The following is a 19,649-nucleotide window of genomic DNA, read 5'->3' as shown; positions in this document are numbered from 1 at the left end:
AAGTGTCGAGAATCCTCGACACTTGTCCGCCGGGACAGTCTGCGTTCGCCGGTTGCCGTTTGTCAAAGCGTCGAAGAATCTAGACACTTGAGACATGGGAGACGATCAGGAACCTCTGGTGCTGCGCACGTCCGCGCACTTCAAGGCGCTGGGGCATCCCTTGCGTCATCGCATGGTGAACGTGCTGCGTCAGCGTCCCGCCACGATGAGCGAGCTGACGGCGACACTCCAGTCGACCAAGGGCACGATCGGCTACCACCTGCGGGTCCTGCGCGAGGCCGGTCTCGTCCGCCTGGCCGGCACGCGGCACGTGCGCGGCGGCACCGAGCAGCGCTTCGAGCTCGTGAGCAAGACCTTCAAGCTGGACGAGCAGGCCGGCGCGGGAGCCGAGTTCCTGATCGGCGCCGCTCTGGCAGAGATGCTGCCCGACCGCCCCGGGCACCCCGAGCACACCATGTTGCGGCACTTCTGGCTCACTCCTGACGAGGCCCGCGCCCTGGCCGGCCGGCTCGACACGTTCGCCCTCGACAACCCCACAGCCGCCGGCCGGGGTGCCGACGCCGAGGCCGAGCCGTACGGGCTGCTCCTCAGCTTCTACCGGGCCGACACCCCCGCCTTGCCGCCTGAGTGATCGGAGTGGCTCAGGATGCGGACTGGGTCTCGGCGCGCGGCGTCTGCCGGGTCAGGATGCCGGTCGCGCGGTCGAGCAGTTCGCAGAAGGCGGCGTGTTCGTCGGCGGTGAACGCGTCGGTGAGTGCGCGTTCCAGCACGATGACCTCCTGGTAGGCGTGGTCCAGCAGGCGCCGGCCCTGCTCGGTGGGTGTGGCGATCATGACCTTGGCGTGGACCGTGGAGGGCTCGCGGGCGATGAGCTCCTTGTTCTGCAGGCCGGTGAGGACGGTGGCCATGGTCTGCTGGGTGACGCCGCAGGCGCGGGCGAGCTGGGCGCCGGACATGCCGCCCTCGCGCGCCAGCGTCAGCAGCACCGTGTACTGCGTCATGGTGAGCCCGTAACCGCGCAGCACCGCTTCATGGTGGCCCATCAGAGCCTGCTCGGTACGCCTGATGCGGGTGCACAGGTACTCCTCGACCGGGATCTCGGCCATCATCCTCCACCACTCTCGCAGCAAACTGTATTGACTCAGCATGCTGATACTCATTACGGTCGCTTCAGTATCAGGTTACTGAGTCAGCTCAGGAGGCTGCAATCATGAAGGCTGTTGTGCTCGACACCGACGACCAGCTCCGTCTCGCCGATCTCGACGAGCCCACCCCCGGTCCCGGCCAGGTCGCCATCGCCGTCGCCTATGCCGGGATCCAGTACGGCGACGTGCTGGTCCGCAGCGGCCACTTCCAGGTGCCGCGGCCGTTCGTCCCCGGGTTCGAGGCCGCAGGGCAGATCGTCGCGGTCGGCGAGGGAGTGGATCCGGCCCGGGTCGGCGCACAGGTCACCGCGCTGACCGGCGGCGGCGCCTACGCGGAAGTGGCCCTCGCGCCCTCAGTGCTCACCTTCGACGCGGCAGGCATCGACCCGCGCGTCGCGGCTGGCTTCGGCTGGGTCACGCCCACCGCCTACGACCTGATCAACACCGTCACCCGCGTGCGGCCCGGGGAGAGCGTGCTGATCCACGCCGCCGCCGGTGGTGTCGGCACCCTGGCCGTGCAGTTCGCCAAGGTCGCCGGAGCGGGCCGGGTCGTCGGTGTGGTCGGCAACACCGAGCGGGCGACGTACGCCGCCTCGTTCGACTTCGACCAGGTGCTGGTGCGCGAGAAGTTTCCCGACGCACTGGACGGCGAGCGGTTCGACGTGATCCTCGACCCCATCGGGGGACCCGCGCGCCTTGCCAACCTGGAACGCCTCGCCCCGCACGGGCGGCTTGTCGTCTACGGCGACATCGCCGGCTTCGAACCCGTCCAGGTCTCCGCCAACGACCTGCTCATGCAGGGCAAGTCCCTGCTGACCTACAACAGCAACCTGCTCAGCCAGACCCACCCCGAGCGCCTGGCCGACAGCGCCCGCCGGGCACTCGAGGCCGTCGCCGAGGGCCAGGTCCGCATCGACATCACCGCCGAGTACGAACCGGCCGACCTCGACACCGCCGTCCAGAACCTCGCCGGCGGCGCCACCCGAGGCAAGAGCATCGTGCGCATCGCCTGACCACCACAGGATATGTACGAGCGTACATACCATAGGTACACTCGTACATATGGTGCCCGATATGGATGACCGCTCCATGCGTGAACGGATGCTCGCCGGCGATCCGTACCTCGCCGTCGACCCGGAGTTGGCGGAGCTCATGCTGCGGGCGGCGGACCTGATGGAGGCGTACAACGCGACCTCGGCCCGCGACCCGGGGGAGCGCCGCCGGCTTCTCGCCGAACTGCTCGGCGCGATCGGCGAGGGCGCCGAGATCCGGCCGCCGCTGCGGGTTGACTACGGCAGCAACCTCCACATCGGCGCCCGCTCCTTCGCCAACTTCGGCCTCGTCGCGCTCGACGTCGCGCCGATCACCATCGGCGACGACGTGCAGATCGGCACGAACGTGCAGCTGCTGACGCCGACCCATCCGATCGATCCGGAGCTGCGCCGGGCCAAGTGGGAAGCCGCCCGGCCGATCACCGTCGGCGACAACGTGTGGCTGGGCAGCGGGGCGATCGTCCTGGCCGGGGTCACCATCGGGGAGAACACCGTGGTCGGCGCCGGCGCGGTGGTCACCCGCGACCTGCCGCCGAACGTGGTCGCGGTGGGCAACCCGGCCCGAGTGATCCGCGCCATCGAGCCGGGCCCGGCATGACTGACCCCGCCCCGCCACGCTCCTCCGTCCCGAGGCGGCCACGCCGGCACGACCCTGGTCGGCGGGACAGGCTGATCGACGCCGCCCTGACCGTGATCGCCGAGCGCGGCGTGGCCGCCACGACGCACCGGGAGATCGCCCGCGTGGCCGACGTGCCCCTCGGCTCCATGACGTACCACTTCACCTCGCTGGAAGAGGTGCTCGCCGAGGCGTTCACCCGGCACGCCGACTCCGTGGCCCGCGTCTTCGACGAACGCCTGGGCGCCGCCCGCGATCGCGACGAGGCGACGGAGGCCGTCATCGCGCTGGTGGCCGACGACCTGCTCGGCTCCCAGCACGACCTCGTCCTGTCCGTGGAGCTGTACGTGGCCGCCGCGCGGAACCCGGCCCTGCGGGCCGTCACCCAAGCTTGGATGGCACGCAGCCGGCAGGCCCTGGAGCGCCACTTCGACGCCACCACCGCCCGCGAGCTGGACGCGCTCATCGAAGGGCTCGTGCTCCACAGCGCCCTGTCGACCGACCCGATGACGTCCGACCAGATCCGCCACGCCATCCACCGCTTCCTGCACTGACCTGATGTCCCGCCCCGTACCCACCGGTTCCTGCATTGACCTGATGCCGCGCCCCTCATCCACCGGTTCCTGCACTGACCTGTCGGACTGCCGCTGCCCCCGGTTCCTGCTCTGACCTGACGTCCCGCCCCTCATCCACCCTTCCGTCACTCTGATCGGAACGCCGATGTCCGCCGCCCCGCTCACCCTGTCCACCCGCCAGGCGCGCCTGGCCCGCGCCGCCGTCGCCGCGCTGTTCCTCACCAACGGCGCCGTGTTCTTCAACATCGTCCCGCGCTACCCGCAGATCAAGGCCGAGCTCGGCGTGAACAACGCCGTCTTCGGCACCGCGCTGGCCGGCTGCTCGATCGGCGCGTTGCTGGCCGGGCTGCTCGCCGGCGCCGCCATCCGCCGCTTCGGCTCCGCCCGCGTGGCGGCGTTCGGCATCGTCCTGACCTCCGTCGTGACCCTGGCCATCCCCTTCGTGCCGAACTGGATCGCCTTCGGCGGCGCGCTGTTCGTCGTGGGCGCGCTCGACGCGGTCGTCGACGTCGCGCAGAACGCCCACGGCCTGCGCGTCCAACGGCTCTACCGGCGCTCGATCCTCAACTCACTGCACGGCGTGTGGAGCATCGGCGCCGTCCTGGGCGGCCTGATGGGTTCGGCCGCCGCCGGTCTCCGCCTGCCTCTCGCGGTCCATCTCGGGATCTCCGCGACGCTGTTCAGCATCGTCGCCCTCGTCGCCTACCGGTTCCTGCTGCCCGGCCCGGAAGATGCCGAGCGCCCTGTCGAAGCCCAGGATCTGGCCGCCGCCGCCCCCGACGGCCACCCGCCCGCCTCGCTGGCCTCGCCCGCCTCCGCTGCTTCGCCCGCCTCCGCTGCTTCGCCCGCCTCCGCTGCTTCGCCGGCCTCCGCTGCTTCGCCGACCTCGACCTCGCCGACCTCGCCGACCTCGACAGCCTCGCCCGCCCCGCACGCGGGCCGCCGCTCGTTCACCGGCCCGGCCGTGCGGATGCTTGCCGCGCTCGGCGTGCTGGCCGCGTGCGGCGCGCTGGTCGAGGACGCCGGCGCGTCCTGGGGCGCGCTCTACCTCAGCGGCCTGCACGCCGACGCGGCCACCGCCGGCCTGGCCGTCGTGGTCTTCCAGATCGCCATGACCGTCGGCCGCCTCACCGGCGACCGCGTCGTGGACCGCTTCGGCCAGCGCACGGTGGCCCGGGCGGGAGGCGTCCTGGCCGCCGCCGGCATGGGCGCCGCGCTGGCCGCGCCCTCCGTCGCCACCGCGCTGGCCGGCTTCGCCCTGGCCGGGCTCGGGTTCGCCACCCTGGTCCCGGCTGCCATGCACACTGCCGACGAACTCCCCGGCCTGCCCCCCGGCACCGGCCTGACCATCGTCAGCTGGCTGCTGCGTGGCGGATTCCTGCTCTCCCCGCTCCTGGTCGGGTTCGTCGCCGACCTCAGCAGCCTGCGTGTGGGTCTGCTCTCCGTCGTCCTGGCCGGCACCGTCACCATCGTCCTCGCCCGCGTCCTGGTCAACCGCACCCAGGACGCCGCTTAGTGGTCCGGCCCGCAAGTTTCCGGACGCGGATGACCTGCCGAGAGGGGGCGGTGCGAGAGCAGGCCGGCTTCTCGAGCCGACGCCGTTCGGACGTGGTCAACACGATCTGGTCCTGAGGCCGTCGCGTGGTCAGGTGATGGTGCAGAGGATGCGTTCCAGGACGTCGGCGATGGTGCGGTGCGGTGCGGGTGTCAGGGTCGCGCTGCGCCAGGCGACGAAGCCGTCGGGGCGGATGAGGAGGGCGCCTGATGCGGTGATGCCGTGCGCTCGGGTGATCTGGGCGTCGGGGCCGGTGATGTCGGTGCCGATGCGGACGGTGCTGAGCGCGATTCCGCGCTGGTCGGCCTGTTCGCTCGCGGCTTTGACCCAGTCGTCGCCGTCAGGTCCGGCCAGGAGGACGAAGCCGTCGCCGTACAGGTCGAGTGTGGATCTCTCGTGTGAGCCGCGCCGGACCGGCAGGTGCGGGGCGCGTGTGCCGGGCCGGCCCCTGAGCTGAGTAGGTGCAATCGCCGGGGCGTCGTCAGAGGGTGCGTCGAGGATCGCCGCCGATCGGTACCGGTATCCGAAGATCACGGTGGGGGCCGGGTCGAGATTCTGCGGTGGGCTGTCGGTGCCGCGGTATCCGGTGCGCTGGTGCGCCCGGGCCAGGGCCTGGTCCAGCGTGTACGAGGCGACCGGGTGCCGTTCGGCGTGGTAGGTGTCCAACAGTCCGTGACCGGCCTGACCATGGTGGACAGCGGCGAGCTTCCACGCCAGGTTGTGGGCGTCCTGGACTCCGGTGTTCGCGCCGAAACCGCCTGTGGGAGGCACGACGTGCGCGGCGTCACCCGCGAGGAAGACGCGCCGGTGACGGAAGCGCTCGGCGACCTGGGCGCCGATCACGAACGGTACCGCGATCTCGTCGGTGCCCGGGATCTGGGGCAGCAGCCTCACCTTCACCCGGGAATCGCCCAGTGCGGCGGCGATCAGCTCTCTGCATCGCTCAGGGGGATAGTCGGCGAGGGTCTCCCCATGCTCGGGGAGGTATCTGGTGGCCAGGGACCAGCGGCCCTCGCCGGCCGGCGCCAGTACGGTGCCGGGAGACGGGCGGTCGAGGTAGCACACGTTGAACCGGCGCCCGTTCAGCAGATCGCCCAGATCGGCCTCGAACATGAGGCTGATGACCTGGGCCAGTGTGCCGGGCCCGTGCACGGGGATTCCGCACTGCCGGCGGATCGGGCTGCTGGATCCGTCGGCCGCGATGAGATGGTCCGCGCGGATGACGGACTCGACGCCTTGGCCGTCGCGCACTGTGGCGGTGACACCGGCCGGGTCCTGATCGAGGCCGACCAGGCGCGTCCCGAACCGTATGTCGGCTCCCAGCTCGATCGCGCGCCTGCGCAGCACCTCCTCGACCCGGTCCTGGTGCACCGGCTGTGCGGCGCAGGGGCTCAGCGCCGACATGGCGTCGAGCGCTCCCGGTTCGAACCACTGGAAGTCCGGGTCGGACAGCGTGGTGGCCCGCATGCCCGGTGTGGAGGGATCGTCGCTGCCCAGCCCGGCCGCCGCGATGACGGCGTCCTCCACCCCCAGCTGACGGAAGATTTCGACGGTGCGCGGGTTGAAGCCGCGCGCGCGAGGATGGATCAGCGCGGCACGGTGCTTCTCCACCAGCACGCACGGAACGCCGTACCGAGCCAGTAACGCGGCCGCCGACAGCCCGACCACGCTTCCGCCCACGACGAGAACGGCCGTCTGGTCCTGCGTCGGCCGGTCCCCGCGCGTCCCCGATCCGCTGCCGGTCTCGATGCTCATGTCAACGTCCTTTCGGGCCAAGTCAGTCGTTGTTCACGCAGGTCGTCGGCGAAGGCGCGCAGCCAGTCGCATTCGGAACGGCGTAGCGCCTGCGCGTAGGCGTCCTCGGACAGGAAGACCGCCTCGACGCCGCGCTCCTTCGCCGCGCCGATGGCCGCGTCGGACGCATCGATCTCCTCCTGGAGGAGCCGGGCCCGCCGCATCACCAGGTCGGCGACCTCGGCTCGCGGTAGCGCGTACATGAACATCAGCGCGCTCATGAACGCGGTCCGGTCGTGTGCCGGATCGCCGAGAACCTCGCGTAGCCATTCGAGCAGGCGCTGCTCGCCGGCCGAAGTGAGGTGGTAGACCGTCCGCTCCGGCCGGGCGCTGTCCCGGATGGTCGCGCCGGCTTCCACCAATCCTGCGGAGGCGAGGCGGCGCAGCGCGTCGTACAGCGAGGCGTTCTTGATCTCCAGCACCCTGTCGTGACCTCGTTCGCGCATCGCCACACGCATGTCGTACGTGTGCCTGGGCCGCTCGGCGAGCAGGCCCAGCACGGCGATGGTCATCGGCGTGCGCAGCACACGCGCAGGCATCGCGCCTCCTAGACGAATTCGTATAGTCGAATTCGACTATACACCGGGCCTGGCGGAGGTGATCACATTCGGGCGAGCGCTCAAACGGATCGGACGATCCCGGAAAGTTCTGAAAAAAAATCCGGGAGGCGTGTCGGATCGGGGCGGTGGTGTTCGTAGCAGGGGTGAGGCCGCCACAAGGCGGCGCGCGACCACCTTTCCGCAAGGAGACACCATGACTGCCACCTACACCTTCGACATCTTCTCCACGCTCGACGGCTTCGCCAACCACAACGGCGACTGGGGCGGTTACTGGAGCAAGCAGGGCCCCGAATTCCTCGCCTACCGCGCCGCCGCCTACCGCGACCCGCTGCGCATGGTGCTCGGGGCCACGACCTACTCCTCGAACGCGCCGTTCCTCAAGGCAGGCTTCGACCGCAGCCTGTTCGACGAGTGGATCACGCGCATGTTCGACTCCCCGGTCACGGTGCTCTCCAGCCGGCTGACCGAGCCGCTCGAGTGGCCGGGCACGACCATCGAGTCCGGCGATCCTGTCGAGGTGGTCACGCGCCTCAAGGCCGAATCCGACGTGCCGCTGCGCTCCCACGGCAGCCTGACGCTCAACCGGGCGCTGCTGAACGCCGGCCTGATCGACGCCATCGAGGTGACGGTCTTCCCCGTGATCTCCGGGGCGACCGGCGTGGACCGGATCTTCGACGGTGTGGACGACTTCGACCTCGAGCTGCTCGAGGCCCGGACCTTCGACGGCCACACGCAGGTGCTGACCTATCGGCCGACCCGGCACGGTTGATCGGCGACGGGGCGTCGCGCCGATCTGACCTGAGAGCTTCATGCCGGTTCGTGAGGATCTCACGAAGTGGTGTAAATGCGGCACAATCGGTCCCGTGTGGCAACGGGATGGCGGATGATCCGCGTACTGCTCGCCGAGGACATGCATCTGGTGCGCGGCGCCTTGGTCGCGCTGCTGGAGCTGGAGCCCGATATCGACGTGGTCGCGGACGTCGGATCCGGTGAGGAGGTCGTGCCCGCGGCGCTCGCCTCCTTACCCGACGTGGCCGTGCTCGACATCGAGCTGCCGGGTGTGGACGGCCTTGCCGTGACGGCCGAGCTGCGCAAGCGGCTGCCGGAGTGCCGCGTTCTCGTCGTGACGAGCTTCGGCCGCCCGGCCAATGTCCGGCGGGCCTTCGCCGCCCGGGCGTCCGGGTTCATGGTCAAGGACGCTCCGCCGCACCAGCTCGCGGACGCGATCAGGAAGGTGGCCGCGGGCGAGCGGGTGATCGACCCCCAGCTCGCCGTGGCGGCCCTGGAGGTGACGGAGAGCCCGCTCAACGAGCGCGAGCTGGATGTACTGCGCCGTTTCGCCGAGGGGGCCGACATCGAGCAGATCGCCGAGGAACGGTTCCTGTCGGTGGGCACGGTGCGCAACTACCTCACCGCGATCGTCACCAAGCTGAACGCCCGCAACCGGCTGCACGCCGTCCGGATCGCCACGGACGCCGGCTGGCTGTGAAACCGGCCGCGCTCCTGATCTGGTTCCTGTGCGCCTTGTGGGGCGTGCGGGTCAGCTCCCACTTCGACCACGGCGCGGGTCCCACGTTGGTCGTCGTCACCGTGACGCTGGTCGCACTCCTCCAGCTGCCGATCTCCCTGCCGTTCCGGCCGCCGGTCTTGCGGGCGTGGCTGCTGGTGGCGCAGGCCGTGATCAACTACCTGCCTCTCCTGGTGACGCCGGACACCTGGTGGACCGGGGGATCGGCGTTCGTCGCCGCCTCCGTCCTGCTGGTGGTCCGGGGGCCGTTCGCCTGGCCGCTGTTCGCGCTGGTCGCGGTCTTCGAAGGTGTCGTCGCGTTCCTGCTGGGCCGCGAGACCGGGGACATTTACCACGCGATCGTGGCGCCGCTCAATGCCGGCCTCGTCCTGTACGGCCTGAGCGACCTCATCGGCATGGCCGACCGGGTCAGGCAGGAGCGGGACGAGCTCGCCGCGAGGGCCGAGGAGGTGGAGCGGCTGCGCTTGTGGCGGCACACCCGCGGCCTGCTCCTGACGAGCCTGTCCACTGTCGAACGGCTGGTGGAGCGGGCCAGGTCACATCAGGGGGAGGTGGCCGAAGAGGAGATCACCCGCGCGGTCTCCGTGGCCCGGGAGACGCTGGCCCGGGTGCGCTCCCTGCCCCCGGCCCCGGACCCGGCCCCCTTCGCGCTGCCCGTGTACGACTGGCGGGTCGTGCGTCTCGCCACGCCCAGCCTGGTCCTGGTGCACCTCATCTTCATCGGCCAGGCGGCGTTCAACCTCACCCTCCATGGCGCCGACCCGGGTGCCGGCGACGTGGTCGGGATGGCTCTCCTGCCGGTGACCTTCGGCCTGCAGTTGCGGCATCTGGCGGCCGCGCGGGCGGGCGGGCGATCGAAGGGCTGGACCTGGACGCTGCCGCTCCAGGCCCTGGCCACCTACCTCTCCGTCGCGCTCGGAGCCGAGTCCGGCCTCATAGTGTCGGGCTTCCTGGGCGGCGTGGTGCTGCTGTATCTGGCGGCACCTGCGTCCTGGCTGCTCTGCGCGGTGATCGTGGGCGTGAGCGGCGTGAGCGGCGTGTTCTCGTCGGGACCGGTCATCGGAGCCTACTCCGCCTGCAGCACGCTCCTGGCGTCTGTGGCCGTATATGGCCTGACCCGGCTGACCAGGCTGGTCGTGGAGCTCAGGCGCACGCAGGCGGAGTCGGTGCAGCTGGCCGCGCTGCGCGAGCAGCTGAGAGCCGGCAGGGACCTGCACGACCTGCTCGGCCGCGGACTCACCACGGTCATCATCCACGGCGAGCTCGCGCTGCGGCTGCTCAGCTCCGACCCGGTGCGGGCGCGGGTGGAACTGCGGCGGGTGGCCGACGCGGCGCGCTCCGCGATGTCCGACACCGACGGTCTGCGCGACCGCGTACCCCGGCTGCGGCTGGCCGACGAACTGGCCGCCGCCGAGACCGCGCTGGAAGCGGCGGGCGCGCGGGTCAGGACCGCCGCCGATCAGCCGCCTGGCGGGGCACCGGTGCCGGACCCGCTGGGCTCGGTGCTGGCGCTGGTGCTGCGCGAGGCGGTGACCAACGTCCTGAGACACAGCTCGCCCAAGGAGGTCGTCATCGAGCTCACCTCCGTCGGCGGGCGGGTACGGCTCCGTGTCGTCAACGACGGCGCCGGCAGGGCCGCACCGCCGACCGAGGCCGCAGCCGCGCCGGCACCTGGGATGGGGGCGGGCTGCGTGCACCGGCACGGAAGCGGGCTGCGGAACCTGCGCGCCCGCCTGGAGGCCGTGGACGGCCTGCTCACCGTCGTCCGCGAGGGCGATCGCTTCGAGCTCCACGCCGAAGCACCTGTCGATCATGAAGTTCTCACGCCACGAGGTGAAATCGGCGACTGTTCCGGACCAGGCGGGGCGGGCCAGACTGCGGTCGCACCTCGGAGATCGAGAGAATTGGACTGATCATCATGTACGGCATGAGCCGCCGGCGGTTCCTGACGGCCGTGGCGCTCTCCGGCCTCGCGGCCGGTTGCGGCTCGTCATCGGAGGCAGGAGAGCCCCGCCCGGTCGGCAAGCTGGCCTTCCGCACCCAGCTGCGCATCCCGCCCCTGCTCCGCCCCGAGACCGGCAAGGACGGCGTGCGGCGCTTCCGGCTCACCATGCAGAGCGGCCGGACCGGCATTCTGCCCGGCACATCGACCGCGACATGGGGATTCAACGGCTCGTTCCTCGGGCCCACGATCCGGGCGTCCAGGGGCGACAGGATCCAGATGGCGGTCACCAACCGGCTGCCGGAGACCAGCACGGTGCACTGGCACGGCATGCGGCTGCCGGCGAAGATGGACGGAGGCCCGCATCAGCCGATCGAACCGGGTGCGACGTGGCGGCCGTACTGGACCCTCGACCAACCCGCCGCCACCTCCTGGTACCACCCGCATCCGCACGGCAGGACGGCCACGCACGTCTACCGCGGGCTCGCCGGGATGTTCATCATCGACGACGACGTCGAGGTAGAGCTGCCGGACCGCTACGGGGTCGACGACATCCCGCTCATCCTGCAGGACAAGACATTCGCCGCGGACGGCTCCCTGGCCGGGGACCCGCTGAAGGACACCTTCGGCATCCTCGGCGACCACATCCTGGTGAACGGCACCTACGACCCGTTCGTCAACGTCACCACCGAGCGGGCGCGTTTCCGGATCCTGAACGGCTCCAACGCCCGCATGTACAACGTGGTGTTCTCCGACCGCCGGGCGTTCCACGTCGTCGGCAACGACGCCGGGCTGCTGCCCGCCCCGGTCAGGGTGGACCGGGTGTCGCTGACGCCGGGTGAGCGGGTGGAGATCGTGGCGGCGTTCGCGCCCGGCGAGCAGGTCGTGCTGCGCAGCCTCAGCGGCTCCGCGGGCATCGACGAGGGCGACCTCGATCTACTGAAGATCATTACCGCCTCCCGGCTCACCGCGTCCGTGCCGCTGCCCGCACGGCTGGCACGGACCGTGCCGATCGCCGTCCCGCCGGGCGCGAGAGTGCGGCGTTTCGAGCTCAACGGGCACGACGCCATCAACCACAAGGAGATGGACCCCTCCCGGATCGACGAGGTGGTGCCGGCCGGGGCGACGGAGATCTGGGAGATCGAGAACAACGTCTACGCCCACAACTTCCACATCCACGAGGTGGCCTTCCGGATCCTGGACGTGGGCGGATCGCCTCCGCCCGGCTACGCCACCGGCCACAAGGACACCGTCTACGTGCCGTCGAAGACGACCGTCCGGCTCGCCGTGCAGTTCGGCCGGTACACCGATCCGCGTGATCCCTACATGTACCACTGCCACATCCTCCGTCACGAGGATTCGGGGATGATGGGTCAGTTCGTGATCGTGGAGCCGGGCACCGAGAACCAGGTTTCCCGCACGATCCCCGTTGCGCACCACATGTAGGGCTTCGAGAGCATGGCCCACGCCGTGCGGCACGGCAGGGCGAGCATCAGCAGGCCGACCACTCAGATCCGAAGGGCATGACTGTCAGCTCGCATCTCCGCTGACGATCAGCTTCCAGAGACCAAGTACGCGGATCCGCGCCATGCCACGACCAGTCTCCATGACCGTCGACTGGCCATTGTCATTCCACTTCGTCCGCCGGATCAGGTACGAGCCGCCTTCTATGCACTGCTCGTACTCGACGTCACCATGGGTGACGAATTCTTTGATCCTTGGTCGCGTCCCTCGTGAGCTGTAGGGGCTCCACTCAAGGCTGGTCGTGCCCGGCGTGGTCATAGCTCGACGGGAGTGTGTCGAAGAGGGTGGGGGTACTTTGTCGGCCCATCAATTCTGCCTAGGCTGCGGGACCACCGCGGGAGGTTGTTGATCGCCACATCGAACGCGACTACCTCGCCCCAACCTCCGTCAACGAGCCCCTCGATCAACCACGTCCAGGCGAACATGAGGTCGGTCGTAAGGATCGATCCGGAGACCTCTTCAGGCTCGATCGGGTTGATGTGAGCCTGCACGAGATACACGTTCGTCGCGTTCTCCGGAACGAAGATCAGCATGCCGTTGATCTCGACCGCCACCTTGTCCGGGGCGGGTAGCTGACGGCTGGTCGAGGCGTCCATGCCAGGAAGGTACGAACACCGGTTCTCGAGGGTCCACGATGTTGCTTGATGCTTCTCGTGGACCCTCGCAACAATCCCTTTTGATCAGGTCTGTCCGGCCCATTCCTGCCGTGCTGATGCGAAGAGGGCGCGCGCTTCGTCGCCGTAGACGGCCGACTCGGACAGCGCCTGGAACGCCTTCTCGTACAGCGCGACGTCGCCGGGAGCCTTGACCCGGACCTGACCGGGGACCGTGTCCACGCGAACCTGTTCAGTGTCGTAGATCCAGAAGTTCTCCGGCGGCCAGATGCCGGTGTCGGGTCGCCAGATGACCACGCCGAGACTGACGTTGGCGCGTCGCGTCAGTTCGGCGAGCTTGTCCATCTGCTCCGCCATGTCGGCCGGCGCGCAGTATGGCGTGTGAAGCGCCTGCTCGCCGATCAGGAGCGCGAACCGGCGTGCGCCGGTCGTCATGACCTCCTGTTGCTTCATGCGTGCTTCGACGGCGGTGTCTACGTCGTCCGGAATTCCCCGGAAGCCGACGATCTTCGACAGGTGGCCGCGTGCGTATGCCGTCGTTTGGACGAGTCCGGGGATCGCGCTGTGCTGGAAGACCCGGAAGTGGTTGGTCCGCTCGTACAGCGGGAGGAAGGAACGCTGTACCTGGCCGATGCCGGTTTCTTCGAGCCGTCGCCACTGGGTGTAGAAGGCGTTCACGTTCCGGACGCTAGCCACGAGATCCGTCGTCTGAGAGTGGGCGTCGCAGATCCGGCACCATTCCCGGACGTCGGTCTCGGTCGGAAGTTGCTTGTTGTTCTCCAGCTTCGAGACTTTGCTGAAGTGCCATCCTGCCTGCTGTGCCAGGTCACGGCCGGTTATACCGGCTGCACTCCGGATCTCACGCAGACGGGCGGCGAGGATTCCTCGTGCTTCGTCCAGGCGTTGCTGAGGGCTGGACATACGCCGACCTCCGTGTTTGTCGTGTGGTCCGGTATGCAGCCACCATAACCGCGATGTTGCGTCTTGTTGCTTACCTTGAGGAAACGCCTCTCTGCCTGTCAGCGCTCAACGTCGGTGACAGTGATCAGTGCTAAGAGCACGAGGTATCCAGTCCGAAGGGAACCGGAGAGGTTGAAGATCGCCTGGGGCATTAAAGGTTGGGGATCTTCTGGGTCGCCCATTGACGGATTGGTTAAATGGTCAACACGCTCGCCTGATCCAGACGGCAGGGTGGGCCTCAGCAGGCCCACACTCCAGACAGGCAAGGGGTGGGCGTGATGGCGCCGTAAGGCGCGTTGGGTTGCGCCGGAGGCGCCCCAATAAGGACAGCCCGAGCGCAGTGAGGTCCTCTGGCTCGGGGCGGGTGTCAGCAGGCCCACCACCCAGATGGGCGACGGGTGGGTGCGATCGGGCCGACCTACACGGTGGCGTGGCCGCGGACCAGGCGGCCGACCTCCGCGCGCAGGTGTACGAAGTCCGGGTGCTCGCGGGTCGTGATCTGGTCGCGCGGCTCGGGCAGGTCCACCTTGAGGTCGCCGACCACGTGGGCGGGGGCCTTGGAGAGGACGACCACGCGGTCGCCCACGTAGACGCTCTCGTCGATGTCGTGCGTGATGAGGACGATCGTCATCTGGTGGTGGCCCCGGACCTTGAGCACCAGGTCCTCGAGGTCCTCGCGGGTCTGGGCGTCCACCGAGCCGAACGGCTCGTCCATGAGCATCAGCGTCGGCCGGTACGCCAGCGCCCGCGCGATCGCCACCCGCTGCTGCATGCCCCCGGACAGCTGGAACGGGTATTTGCGCCCGGCGTCCGCCAGCCCGACCGACTCCAGGGCCTCGTGGGCGGCCTCGCGGCGCTGGCGCTTGTCCATGTTCTTGCGGCGCAGCGGCAGTGCCACGTTGTCGGCCACCGACATCCACGGGAACAGCGACCGGCTGTAGTCCTGGAAGACCACGGCCAGGTTGTCCGGCGTCTGGCGGACAACCTGGCCCTCGACCTTGACCTGCCCGCCCGTCGGCGTGATCAGCCCGGCGATCGAACGCAGCAGCGTCGACTTGCCGCATCCGGAGGGCCCGACGATGCACAGCAGCTCGCCCTCGGCGACGCTGAGGTTGAGGCCCTCGATGGCGCGGTGCTCGTTGGGGCTACCGCCGCCGTAAACATGGGAGAGGTTGTCTATCTCGAGCAATGGATTTCCTCGGGGGGCGAGACCACGGACAACGCAGAACAGATCTAGGCGATCGTACTCTCATTCGCCGGTCAGTTGCTGGACGGCGTGGTGCCAGGCGAGCACGCGCCGCTCCACGACCAGGAACAGCTCGTTGAGCACGTAGCCCAATACTCCGAGCAGGACGATCCCGCCCCACATGAGGGGCAGGTCGAACATCTGGTACGCGGACGTGAGCTGAAACCCGATGCCGTTGTCGGTGCCGGGCAGCAGTTCGGAGAAGACCATGACGATCAGCGAAAGGGAAAGGGCGAGCCGCAGCCCCGCGAACATCTTGGGCAGCGCCGACGGCAGGATCACCCGGCGGAGCCGCTCGGCCCGGGAGAGCCGGAACGCCTGGCTGGTCTGCAGGTGCAGCGGCTCGACCGAGCGGGCGCCGTCGGCGGTGTTGAGCAGCACCGGCCAGACGATGCTGAACGTCATGAACGCCAGCTGCATCTTCAGCCCGAACCCGAACACCACCAGGAAGATCGTGATCAGGAGGGGCGGCGGGATGGCCCGCAGGAACTGCAGCACTCCGTCGAGATAGTCGTACGCCCTCGCGGACAGCCCCACGGCCAGCCCGAGCACGACCCCTGTCAGCGAGCCGCCCACGAACCCGGCGGCCATCCTGCCCAGGCTCGGCAGGATGTTCTCGAGTGCCGCGCCGGTCAGGAACAGCCTGTCCGGCGGCCCCGAGAACCACGTCGCGTGCATCCTGACCACGATCGTGCTGGGCGGCGGGAAGAACGTGTTGCCGGCGGCCCGCGTGGCCGCCTCCCAGGCCGCGACCAGCACGACCAGCACCAGCGACCGGAACGTCGCCGTACGCATGCCCCTGGTCCTCATCCGGCATCCCCCAACCGCGCGTGATGCCAGCGGAACGCCCGCCGCTCGGCGGCCACCAGCACCGCGTTCACCAGCACCCCGAACAGCCCCACCCACAGGGCCGTGGCCAGGATGTCGGTCATCCGCGCGGGCACGGCGATCGAGGCGAAGAAGGTGAACACGCCGATGCCCTCGCCCCGCCCGGCCAGGAGCTCGATGATGACGGTGAGGATGAGCGCCACTCCCGCGGCCAGCCGGAACCCGGTGGCGATGAAGGGCGCCGACGACGGCAGCGACACGCGCAGCAGCACCGCCAGGGGCCCGAAGCCGTACGACCGCAGCGACTCCTTGGCCAGCGGATCGACGCCGCGCAGGCCGTACATCGTGTTGTAGAGGATCGGCCAGAGCGAGGCGTAGACCACCAGCGTGACGCGCAGCTGCAGCCCTGTGCCGATCATGAGGGAGACCAGCGGGATCAGCGCCACCGACGGGATCGGCCGCAGGAACTCCACGACCGTGCGGGTGGCGGCGTCGATGATCGGCACGCTGCCGAGCACCAGGCCCAGCGGGATCGCGATCACCGCCGCGAGGCCGAGGCCGGTGCCCCAGGAGATCAGGGTGGTCAGGGCGTGCGCGCGGAAGGCCGGATCGGATGTCAGCGCCACCGCCCGTCCGAGGATCTCCGTGGCGGGCGGCAGGTACTGCGGGTCCACCAGCTCCGTACGGCTGAGCAGCTCGATCAGGGCGGCGAAGGCGAGAGCCCCGGCCGCCCGGCGACGCCAGCGTGTGGCGGCGGCCGCCGGACGGGCCCGAGCCAGGGTCTGAGCGCTCACCCGGAGGTGGTGGGCGACATCAGCGACTTGACGTCGATCGCCTTGGAGAGCCATTTGGCCTCCAGCATCCAGTCGGCCACCCGCTGGAGCCTGACCGGGTTGTCGTTGCTGGAGAAGTACGGGAACGTGACGGTGGCAGCGGTGGCCGCGTCGATCTGCGTGAAGTTGGGCAGCACCTTGGCCACCACCTCGCGGTTGTTCTCCATGAGCTTGGCCGCGTTGTGGATGGCCCGCTGGAAGGCCGCCGCGGTCTTGGGGTTCTTGTCGTACCACTCCTGCGTGCTGACGTAGCCGGAGATCGGGAACTCGGCGGCGGGACCGGACGCCGGGTCGAGGATCTTGCGGGCGCCCATCGAGGACGTGGCCGCCGTGACCATGGGCTCGCCCAGGTACGCGGCGTCGATCTGGCCGCCCTTCCACGAGGGCATGATGTTCTGGAACGTCACCTGGACGTACTTGATCTTGGCGGGGTCGACGTTGTTGGCCTTGAGCACCTGTGTCAGCGCCAGCTCCTGGAAGTTGTGCAGGACGTTCACGTTGATCGTCTTGCCTTCGAGGTCCTTGGGCGTCTTGATGGGTGAGTTGGGCAGGGCCATGATGCTGAGCGAGTCGGGGGCTGCGCGAGAGCCCTCGGCCAGGATGCGCAGCTTCAGCGCCTGCTTGTCGTGCGCCTGGAACATCGACACGTAGTTGCCGAACATCGCGTCGATCTCGCCTTTGACCAGCATGGGGATGGCCTCCGGAGCGGCCTGGACCACTTGCGGGGTGACCTCCAGCCCTTCCTTCTCGAAGAGCTTCTGGTCGATGGCGACGTAGATGGCGGCACTGTCGATGGCGGGCAGGGTGGCGACCTTGATCTTCGTCTTCTCCAGGCCGCCGGCGGACGCGGACGGTGGCGCGCTGGCGGTCGTGGAGCCGCTCGTGCTGCACGCAACGGCACCGAGTGTCAAAGCTAACCCGATGATGGCGGCCCTGGCGGGACGGCCAAGCCTCATGTCAGGGACTCCCTTCATGGAGCCAGGGGGGGACCGGGTGGCTTCTGCTCCCGGGGGCTGTGTGCCTGACGCACAACAGGGATCGACCGTAACACCAAATCTGTGGTCATTATCGCGAAAGTAGCACTCGTAGTTGCAATGTCCGATTACGGCTCTATCGTGAAAAATTGAAGTACGTAGGAAACTGATGTTTGTCCGGTTTGGTAAAGGAGGTGTCGGCCGGTACTTCAGTTACTGATGGGGCATGCTATTCGATCTTTTCCGCGAGTCAAGAGGCGGCTCCCGGAGGGGTTTTGTGCTGCCTCTTTCCCCAGATAGAGGGCTGTTGGACCGTTTTCATCGAATTTTCTGGACAATCGGGGATAAACACCTCAAGGGGGCACTGACGGTGGTTGGCCCTGGGCAACCCCTGTGCTCAAATGGCGCATATCTCGACGTACATATTGCCCCACCTGCATTTACCTGCAGGGTCACCGAGCATTTTCCTCCACGGGCGAGAGGTTGCGAAGGCAAGTGAGAACGCAGAGCGCTGAAGCTTCCGCTGACCGCGAGCCGCACGGGCATCAGAAGCGACGGTTGCCCAACCCTCCTTCCCGGAGGTTCGGGCTGGGCAACTGGCACGTGCGATCGCGCCTTGTCGCGCTGATCGTCGTCCCCACGGCCGTGGCCGTGGGACTGGGCGGGCTGAACGTCATCACCTCGCTCAGCGACGCCAACACCTATCAGACCCTCAGGGAGGTCGCCGAGCTCAGCGAGCAACTCGGGGCCGTCACCCATGAGCTGGGCTTCGAACGTGACGAGACCGCCCTCTACATCGCCCAGGGCCGGCCGGAGAACCGCGAGGCCCAGCTCCGCACCACGTACAGCGGCGTGAACGGCCTCATCGACGAGGCCAAGCGGCGGGCGCAGCTGCTCACGGACACCCACGCGGATGCCGTACGGCCGGTGCTGCGGCGCCTGGACGAGATCCAGACGCTGCGCGACACGGCGGTCAAGGGCAAGATCCAGCCCCTGCCGATGATCCAGAAGTACTCGCAGATCATCTCCGCCCTGCTGCAGTTCCACGACCAGGTCGGCCAGGTCGCGGTGGACGACGAGGTCTCGCACAGCGCCAGCTCGATGGCCGCCATCGCCCGGGCCAAGGAGGAGGCCTCCAAGCAGCGCGGCGTCCTGGCCAGCGCCCTGGACAAGAAGGGCTTCGACAGCGGCGAGCTGGACGCCCTCACCGACGCCAAGTCGCGCGAGGAGAGCGAGGAGACGCTGTTCGCGACCCTGGCCAACCTCGACCAGCTCGAGCTCTACCGCAACACGGTCGTGGGCCGGGACGTCGACCAGACCGACCTGTTCAGGCTCCGGGCCATGGCGCAGTCCGCCGAGGGCAAGGAGCTGAGCATCGGCGTACGGCCGGACAGGGACGTGAGCACCTGGTTCGACGTCAGCACCGGCAAGATCGACGCGCTGCGCAGCGTGGAGAAGGAGCTCGCCTCCTCCGTCATCCTGCGCGCCCGCGCCCTGGAGGAGGGCGCCAACCGCTCGGCGCTGATCTCCGGCGGCCTCATCCTGCTCCTGCTGCTCGTGGTGGTCGCGATCATCTCGCTCATCGCCCGGTCGCTCATCAGGCCGCTGCGCAAGCTGCGCGGCGAGGCGCTGGACGTCGCGGGCCACCGCCTGCCGGAGACCGTGCGGCAGCTGCGCGAGAACGGCGAGGGCTCGATCGGGCCGGTCATCCCCATCGGCGTGGACACCCACGACGAGATCGGCGAGGTGGCGCGGGCCTTCGACGAGGTGCACCGCGAGGCCGTACGGCTGGCGGGCGAGGAGTCGAGGCTGCGCAGCAACGTCAACGCGATGTTCGTGAACCTGTCGCGGCGCAGCCAGACGCTGGTGGAGCGGCAGATCACGCTGATCGACGGGCTGGAGC

Annotated in this window: 20 protein-coding genes; 10 read left to right on the top strand and 10 right to left on the bottom strand. The window is 69.0% G+C overall.

Annotated elements, in window-relative coordinates; all coding sequences use genetic code 11:
- Window positions 1-94 precede the first annotated feature (94 nt).
- Window positions 95-631, top strand: coding sequence for an ArsR family transcriptional regulator (locus AB0H84_RS46915; RefSeq protein ID WP_357619757.1), 537 nt, complete (start codon window positions 95-97; stop codon window positions 629-631).
- Between the two features lie 10 nt (window positions 632-641).
- Here the strand turns inward: AB0H84_RS46915 and AB0H84_RS46910 are convergent, their stop codons facing one another.
- Window positions 642-1,109 carry a MarR family transcriptional regulator gene (locus tag AB0H84_RS46910; protein WP_357619755.1) on the bottom strand — a complete coding sequence of 156 codons (468 nt, stop codon included), beginning with the start codon at window positions 1,107-1,109 and terminating at the stop codon, window positions 642-644.
- A 101-nt stretch (window positions 1,110-1,210) separates the two neighbouring features.
- On the opposite strand from AB0H84_RS46910, the gene AB0H84_RS46905 reads away from it, so the two are divergent.
- From AB0H84_RS46905 to AB0H84_RS46890, 4 genes are all read left to right on the top strand, one after another.
- A complete protein-coding gene (locus AB0H84_RS46905; protein ID WP_357619753.1) occupies window positions 1,211-2,158 on the top strand; it encodes a zinc-binding dehydrogenase in 948 nt (315 codons plus the stop codon).
- A 61-nt stretch (window positions 2,159-2,219) separates the two neighbouring features.
- Window positions 2,220-2,795 (top strand): sugar O-acetyltransferase, encoded by a 576-nt coding sequence (locus AB0H84_RS46900; protein ID WP_357619751.1) that lies wholly within the window; start codon window positions 2,220-2,222, stop codon window positions 2,793-2,795.
- Window positions 2,792-3,367 carry a TetR family transcriptional regulator gene (locus AB0H84_RS46895; RefSeq protein ID WP_357619749.1) on the top strand — a complete coding sequence of 192 codons (576 nt, stop codon included), beginning with the start codon at window positions 2,792-2,794 and terminating at the stop codon, window positions 3,365-3,367. The genes AB0H84_RS46900 and AB0H84_RS46895 overlap by 4 nt, the downstream gene beginning before the upstream one ends.
- Before the next feature lie 166 nt (window positions 3,368-3,533).
- Entirely contained in the window at window positions 3,534-4,904 is a 1,371-nt protein-coding gene (locus tag AB0H84_RS46890; RefSeq protein WP_357619747.1) for an MFS transporter, read from the top strand.
- Between the two features lie 129 nt (window positions 4,905-5,033).
- On the opposite strand, the gene AB0H84_RS46885 is transcribed toward AB0H84_RS46890, so the two are convergent.
- Complete coding sequence (locus tag AB0H84_RS46885; RefSeq protein WP_357619745.1) at window positions 5,034-6,698, bottom strand: FAD-dependent monooxygenase; 1,665 nt, start codon at window positions 6,696-6,698, stop codon at window positions 5,034-5,036.
- The gene (locus AB0H84_RS46880; RefSeq protein WP_357619743.1) at window positions 6,695-7,276 is read right to left on the bottom strand and encodes a PadR family transcriptional regulator; all 582 of its coding nucleotides are present in this window, start codon (window positions 7,274-7,276) and stop codon (window positions 6,695-6,697) included. Before AB0H84_RS46880 ends, AB0H84_RS46885 begins: the two co-directional genes overlap by 4 nt.
- A 214-nt stretch (window positions 7,277-7,490) precedes the next feature.
- Between AB0H84_RS46880 and AB0H84_RS46875 the strand changes: the two genes are divergently transcribed.
- The 4 genes from AB0H84_RS46875 (at window position 7,491) to AB0H84_RS46860 (ending at window position 12,213) form a co-directional block, all read left to right on the top strand.
- On the top strand, window positions 7,491-8,066 hold the full coding sequence (locus AB0H84_RS46875; RefSeq protein ID WP_357619741.1) for a dihydrofolate reductase family protein: 576 nt from the start codon (window positions 7,491-7,493) through the stop codon (window positions 8,064-8,066).
- 114 nt (window positions 8,067-8,180) lie between these two features.
- Window positions 8,181-8,786: a response regulator transcription factor gene (locus tag AB0H84_RS46870; protein WP_357619739.1), complete on the top strand. Its 606-nt coding sequence runs from the start codon at window positions 8,181-8,183 to the stop codon at window positions 8,784-8,786.
- The gene (locus tag AB0H84_RS46865; protein WP_357619737.1) at window positions 8,783-10,738 is read left to right on the top strand and encodes a histidine kinase; all 1,956 of its coding nucleotides are present in this window, start codon (window positions 8,783-8,785) and stop codon (window positions 10,736-10,738) included. The genes AB0H84_RS46870 and AB0H84_RS46865 overlap by 4 nt, the downstream gene beginning before the upstream one ends.
- A 14-nt stretch (window positions 10,739-10,752) precedes the next feature.
- Window positions 10,753-12,213 (top strand): multicopper oxidase domain-containing protein, encoded by a 1,461-nt coding sequence (locus AB0H84_RS46860; protein ID WP_357619735.1) that lies wholly within the window; start codon window positions 10,753-10,755, stop codon window positions 12,211-12,213.
- Window positions 12,214-12,297: 84 nt separating this feature from the next.
- Here the strand turns inward: AB0H84_RS46860 and AB0H84_RS46855 are convergent, their stop codons facing one another.
- From AB0H84_RS46855 to AB0H84_RS46825, 7 genes are all read right to left on the bottom strand, one after another.
- Window positions 12,298-12,549 (bottom strand): hypothetical protein, encoded by a 252-nt coding sequence (locus AB0H84_RS46855; protein ID WP_357619733.1) that lies wholly within the window; start codon window positions 12,547-12,549, stop codon window positions 12,298-12,300.
- Window positions 12,546-12,887 (bottom strand): hypothetical protein, encoded by a 342-nt coding sequence (locus AB0H84_RS46850; RefSeq protein WP_357619731.1) that lies wholly within the window; start codon window positions 12,885-12,887, stop codon window positions 12,546-12,548. The genes AB0H84_RS46855 and AB0H84_RS46850 overlap by 4 nt, the downstream gene beginning before the upstream one ends.
- Window positions 12,888-12,971: 84 nt before the next feature.
- A complete protein-coding gene (locus tag AB0H84_RS46845) occupies window positions 12,972-13,826 on the bottom strand; it encodes a helix-turn-helix transcriptional regulator (RefSeq protein ID WP_357619729.1) in 855 nt (284 codons plus the stop codon).
- A gap of 457 nt (window positions 13,827-14,283) precedes the next feature.
- Entirely contained in the window at window positions 14,284-15,054 is a 771-nt protein-coding gene (locus AB0H84_RS46840; protein ID WP_357619727.1) for an ABC transporter ATP-binding protein, read from the bottom strand.
- Between the two features lie 60 nt (window positions 15,055-15,114).
- On the bottom strand, window positions 15,115-15,921 hold the full coding sequence (locus tag AB0H84_RS46835; RefSeq protein ID WP_357619725.1) for an ABC transporter permease: 807 nt from the start codon (window positions 15,919-15,921) through the stop codon (window positions 15,115-15,117).
- On the bottom strand, window positions 15,918-16,733 hold the full coding sequence (locus AB0H84_RS46830) for an ABC transporter permease subunit (protein ID WP_357619724.1): 816 nt from the start codon (window positions 16,731-16,733) through the stop codon (window positions 15,918-15,920). The genes AB0H84_RS46835 and AB0H84_RS46830 overlap by 4 nt, the downstream gene beginning before the upstream one ends.
- On the bottom strand, window positions 16,730-17,728 hold the full coding sequence (locus tag AB0H84_RS46825) for an ABC transporter substrate-binding protein (RefSeq protein WP_357619723.1): 999 nt from the start codon (window positions 17,726-17,728) through the stop codon (window positions 16,730-16,732). The genes AB0H84_RS46830 and AB0H84_RS46825 overlap by 4 nt, the downstream gene beginning before the upstream one ends.
- A gap of 621 nt (window positions 17,729-18,349) precedes the next feature.
- On the opposite strand from AB0H84_RS46825, the gene AB0H84_RS46820 reads away from it, so the two are divergent.
- On the top strand, window positions 18,350-19,649 hold a 1,300-nt coding region (locus tag AB0H84_RS46820; RefSeq protein ID WP_357619722.1), incomplete at its 3' end, for a nitrate- and nitrite sensing domain-containing protein.

Source organism: Nonomuraea sp. NPDC050786 (assembly GCF_040654115.1).
GTDB lineage: Bacteria > Actinomycetota > Actinomycetes > Streptosporangiales > Streptosporangiaceae > Nonomuraea.
The sequence above is the reverse complement of the archived record's forward strand: the minus strand, read 5'-3'. Positions and strand labels throughout refer to the sequence as shown.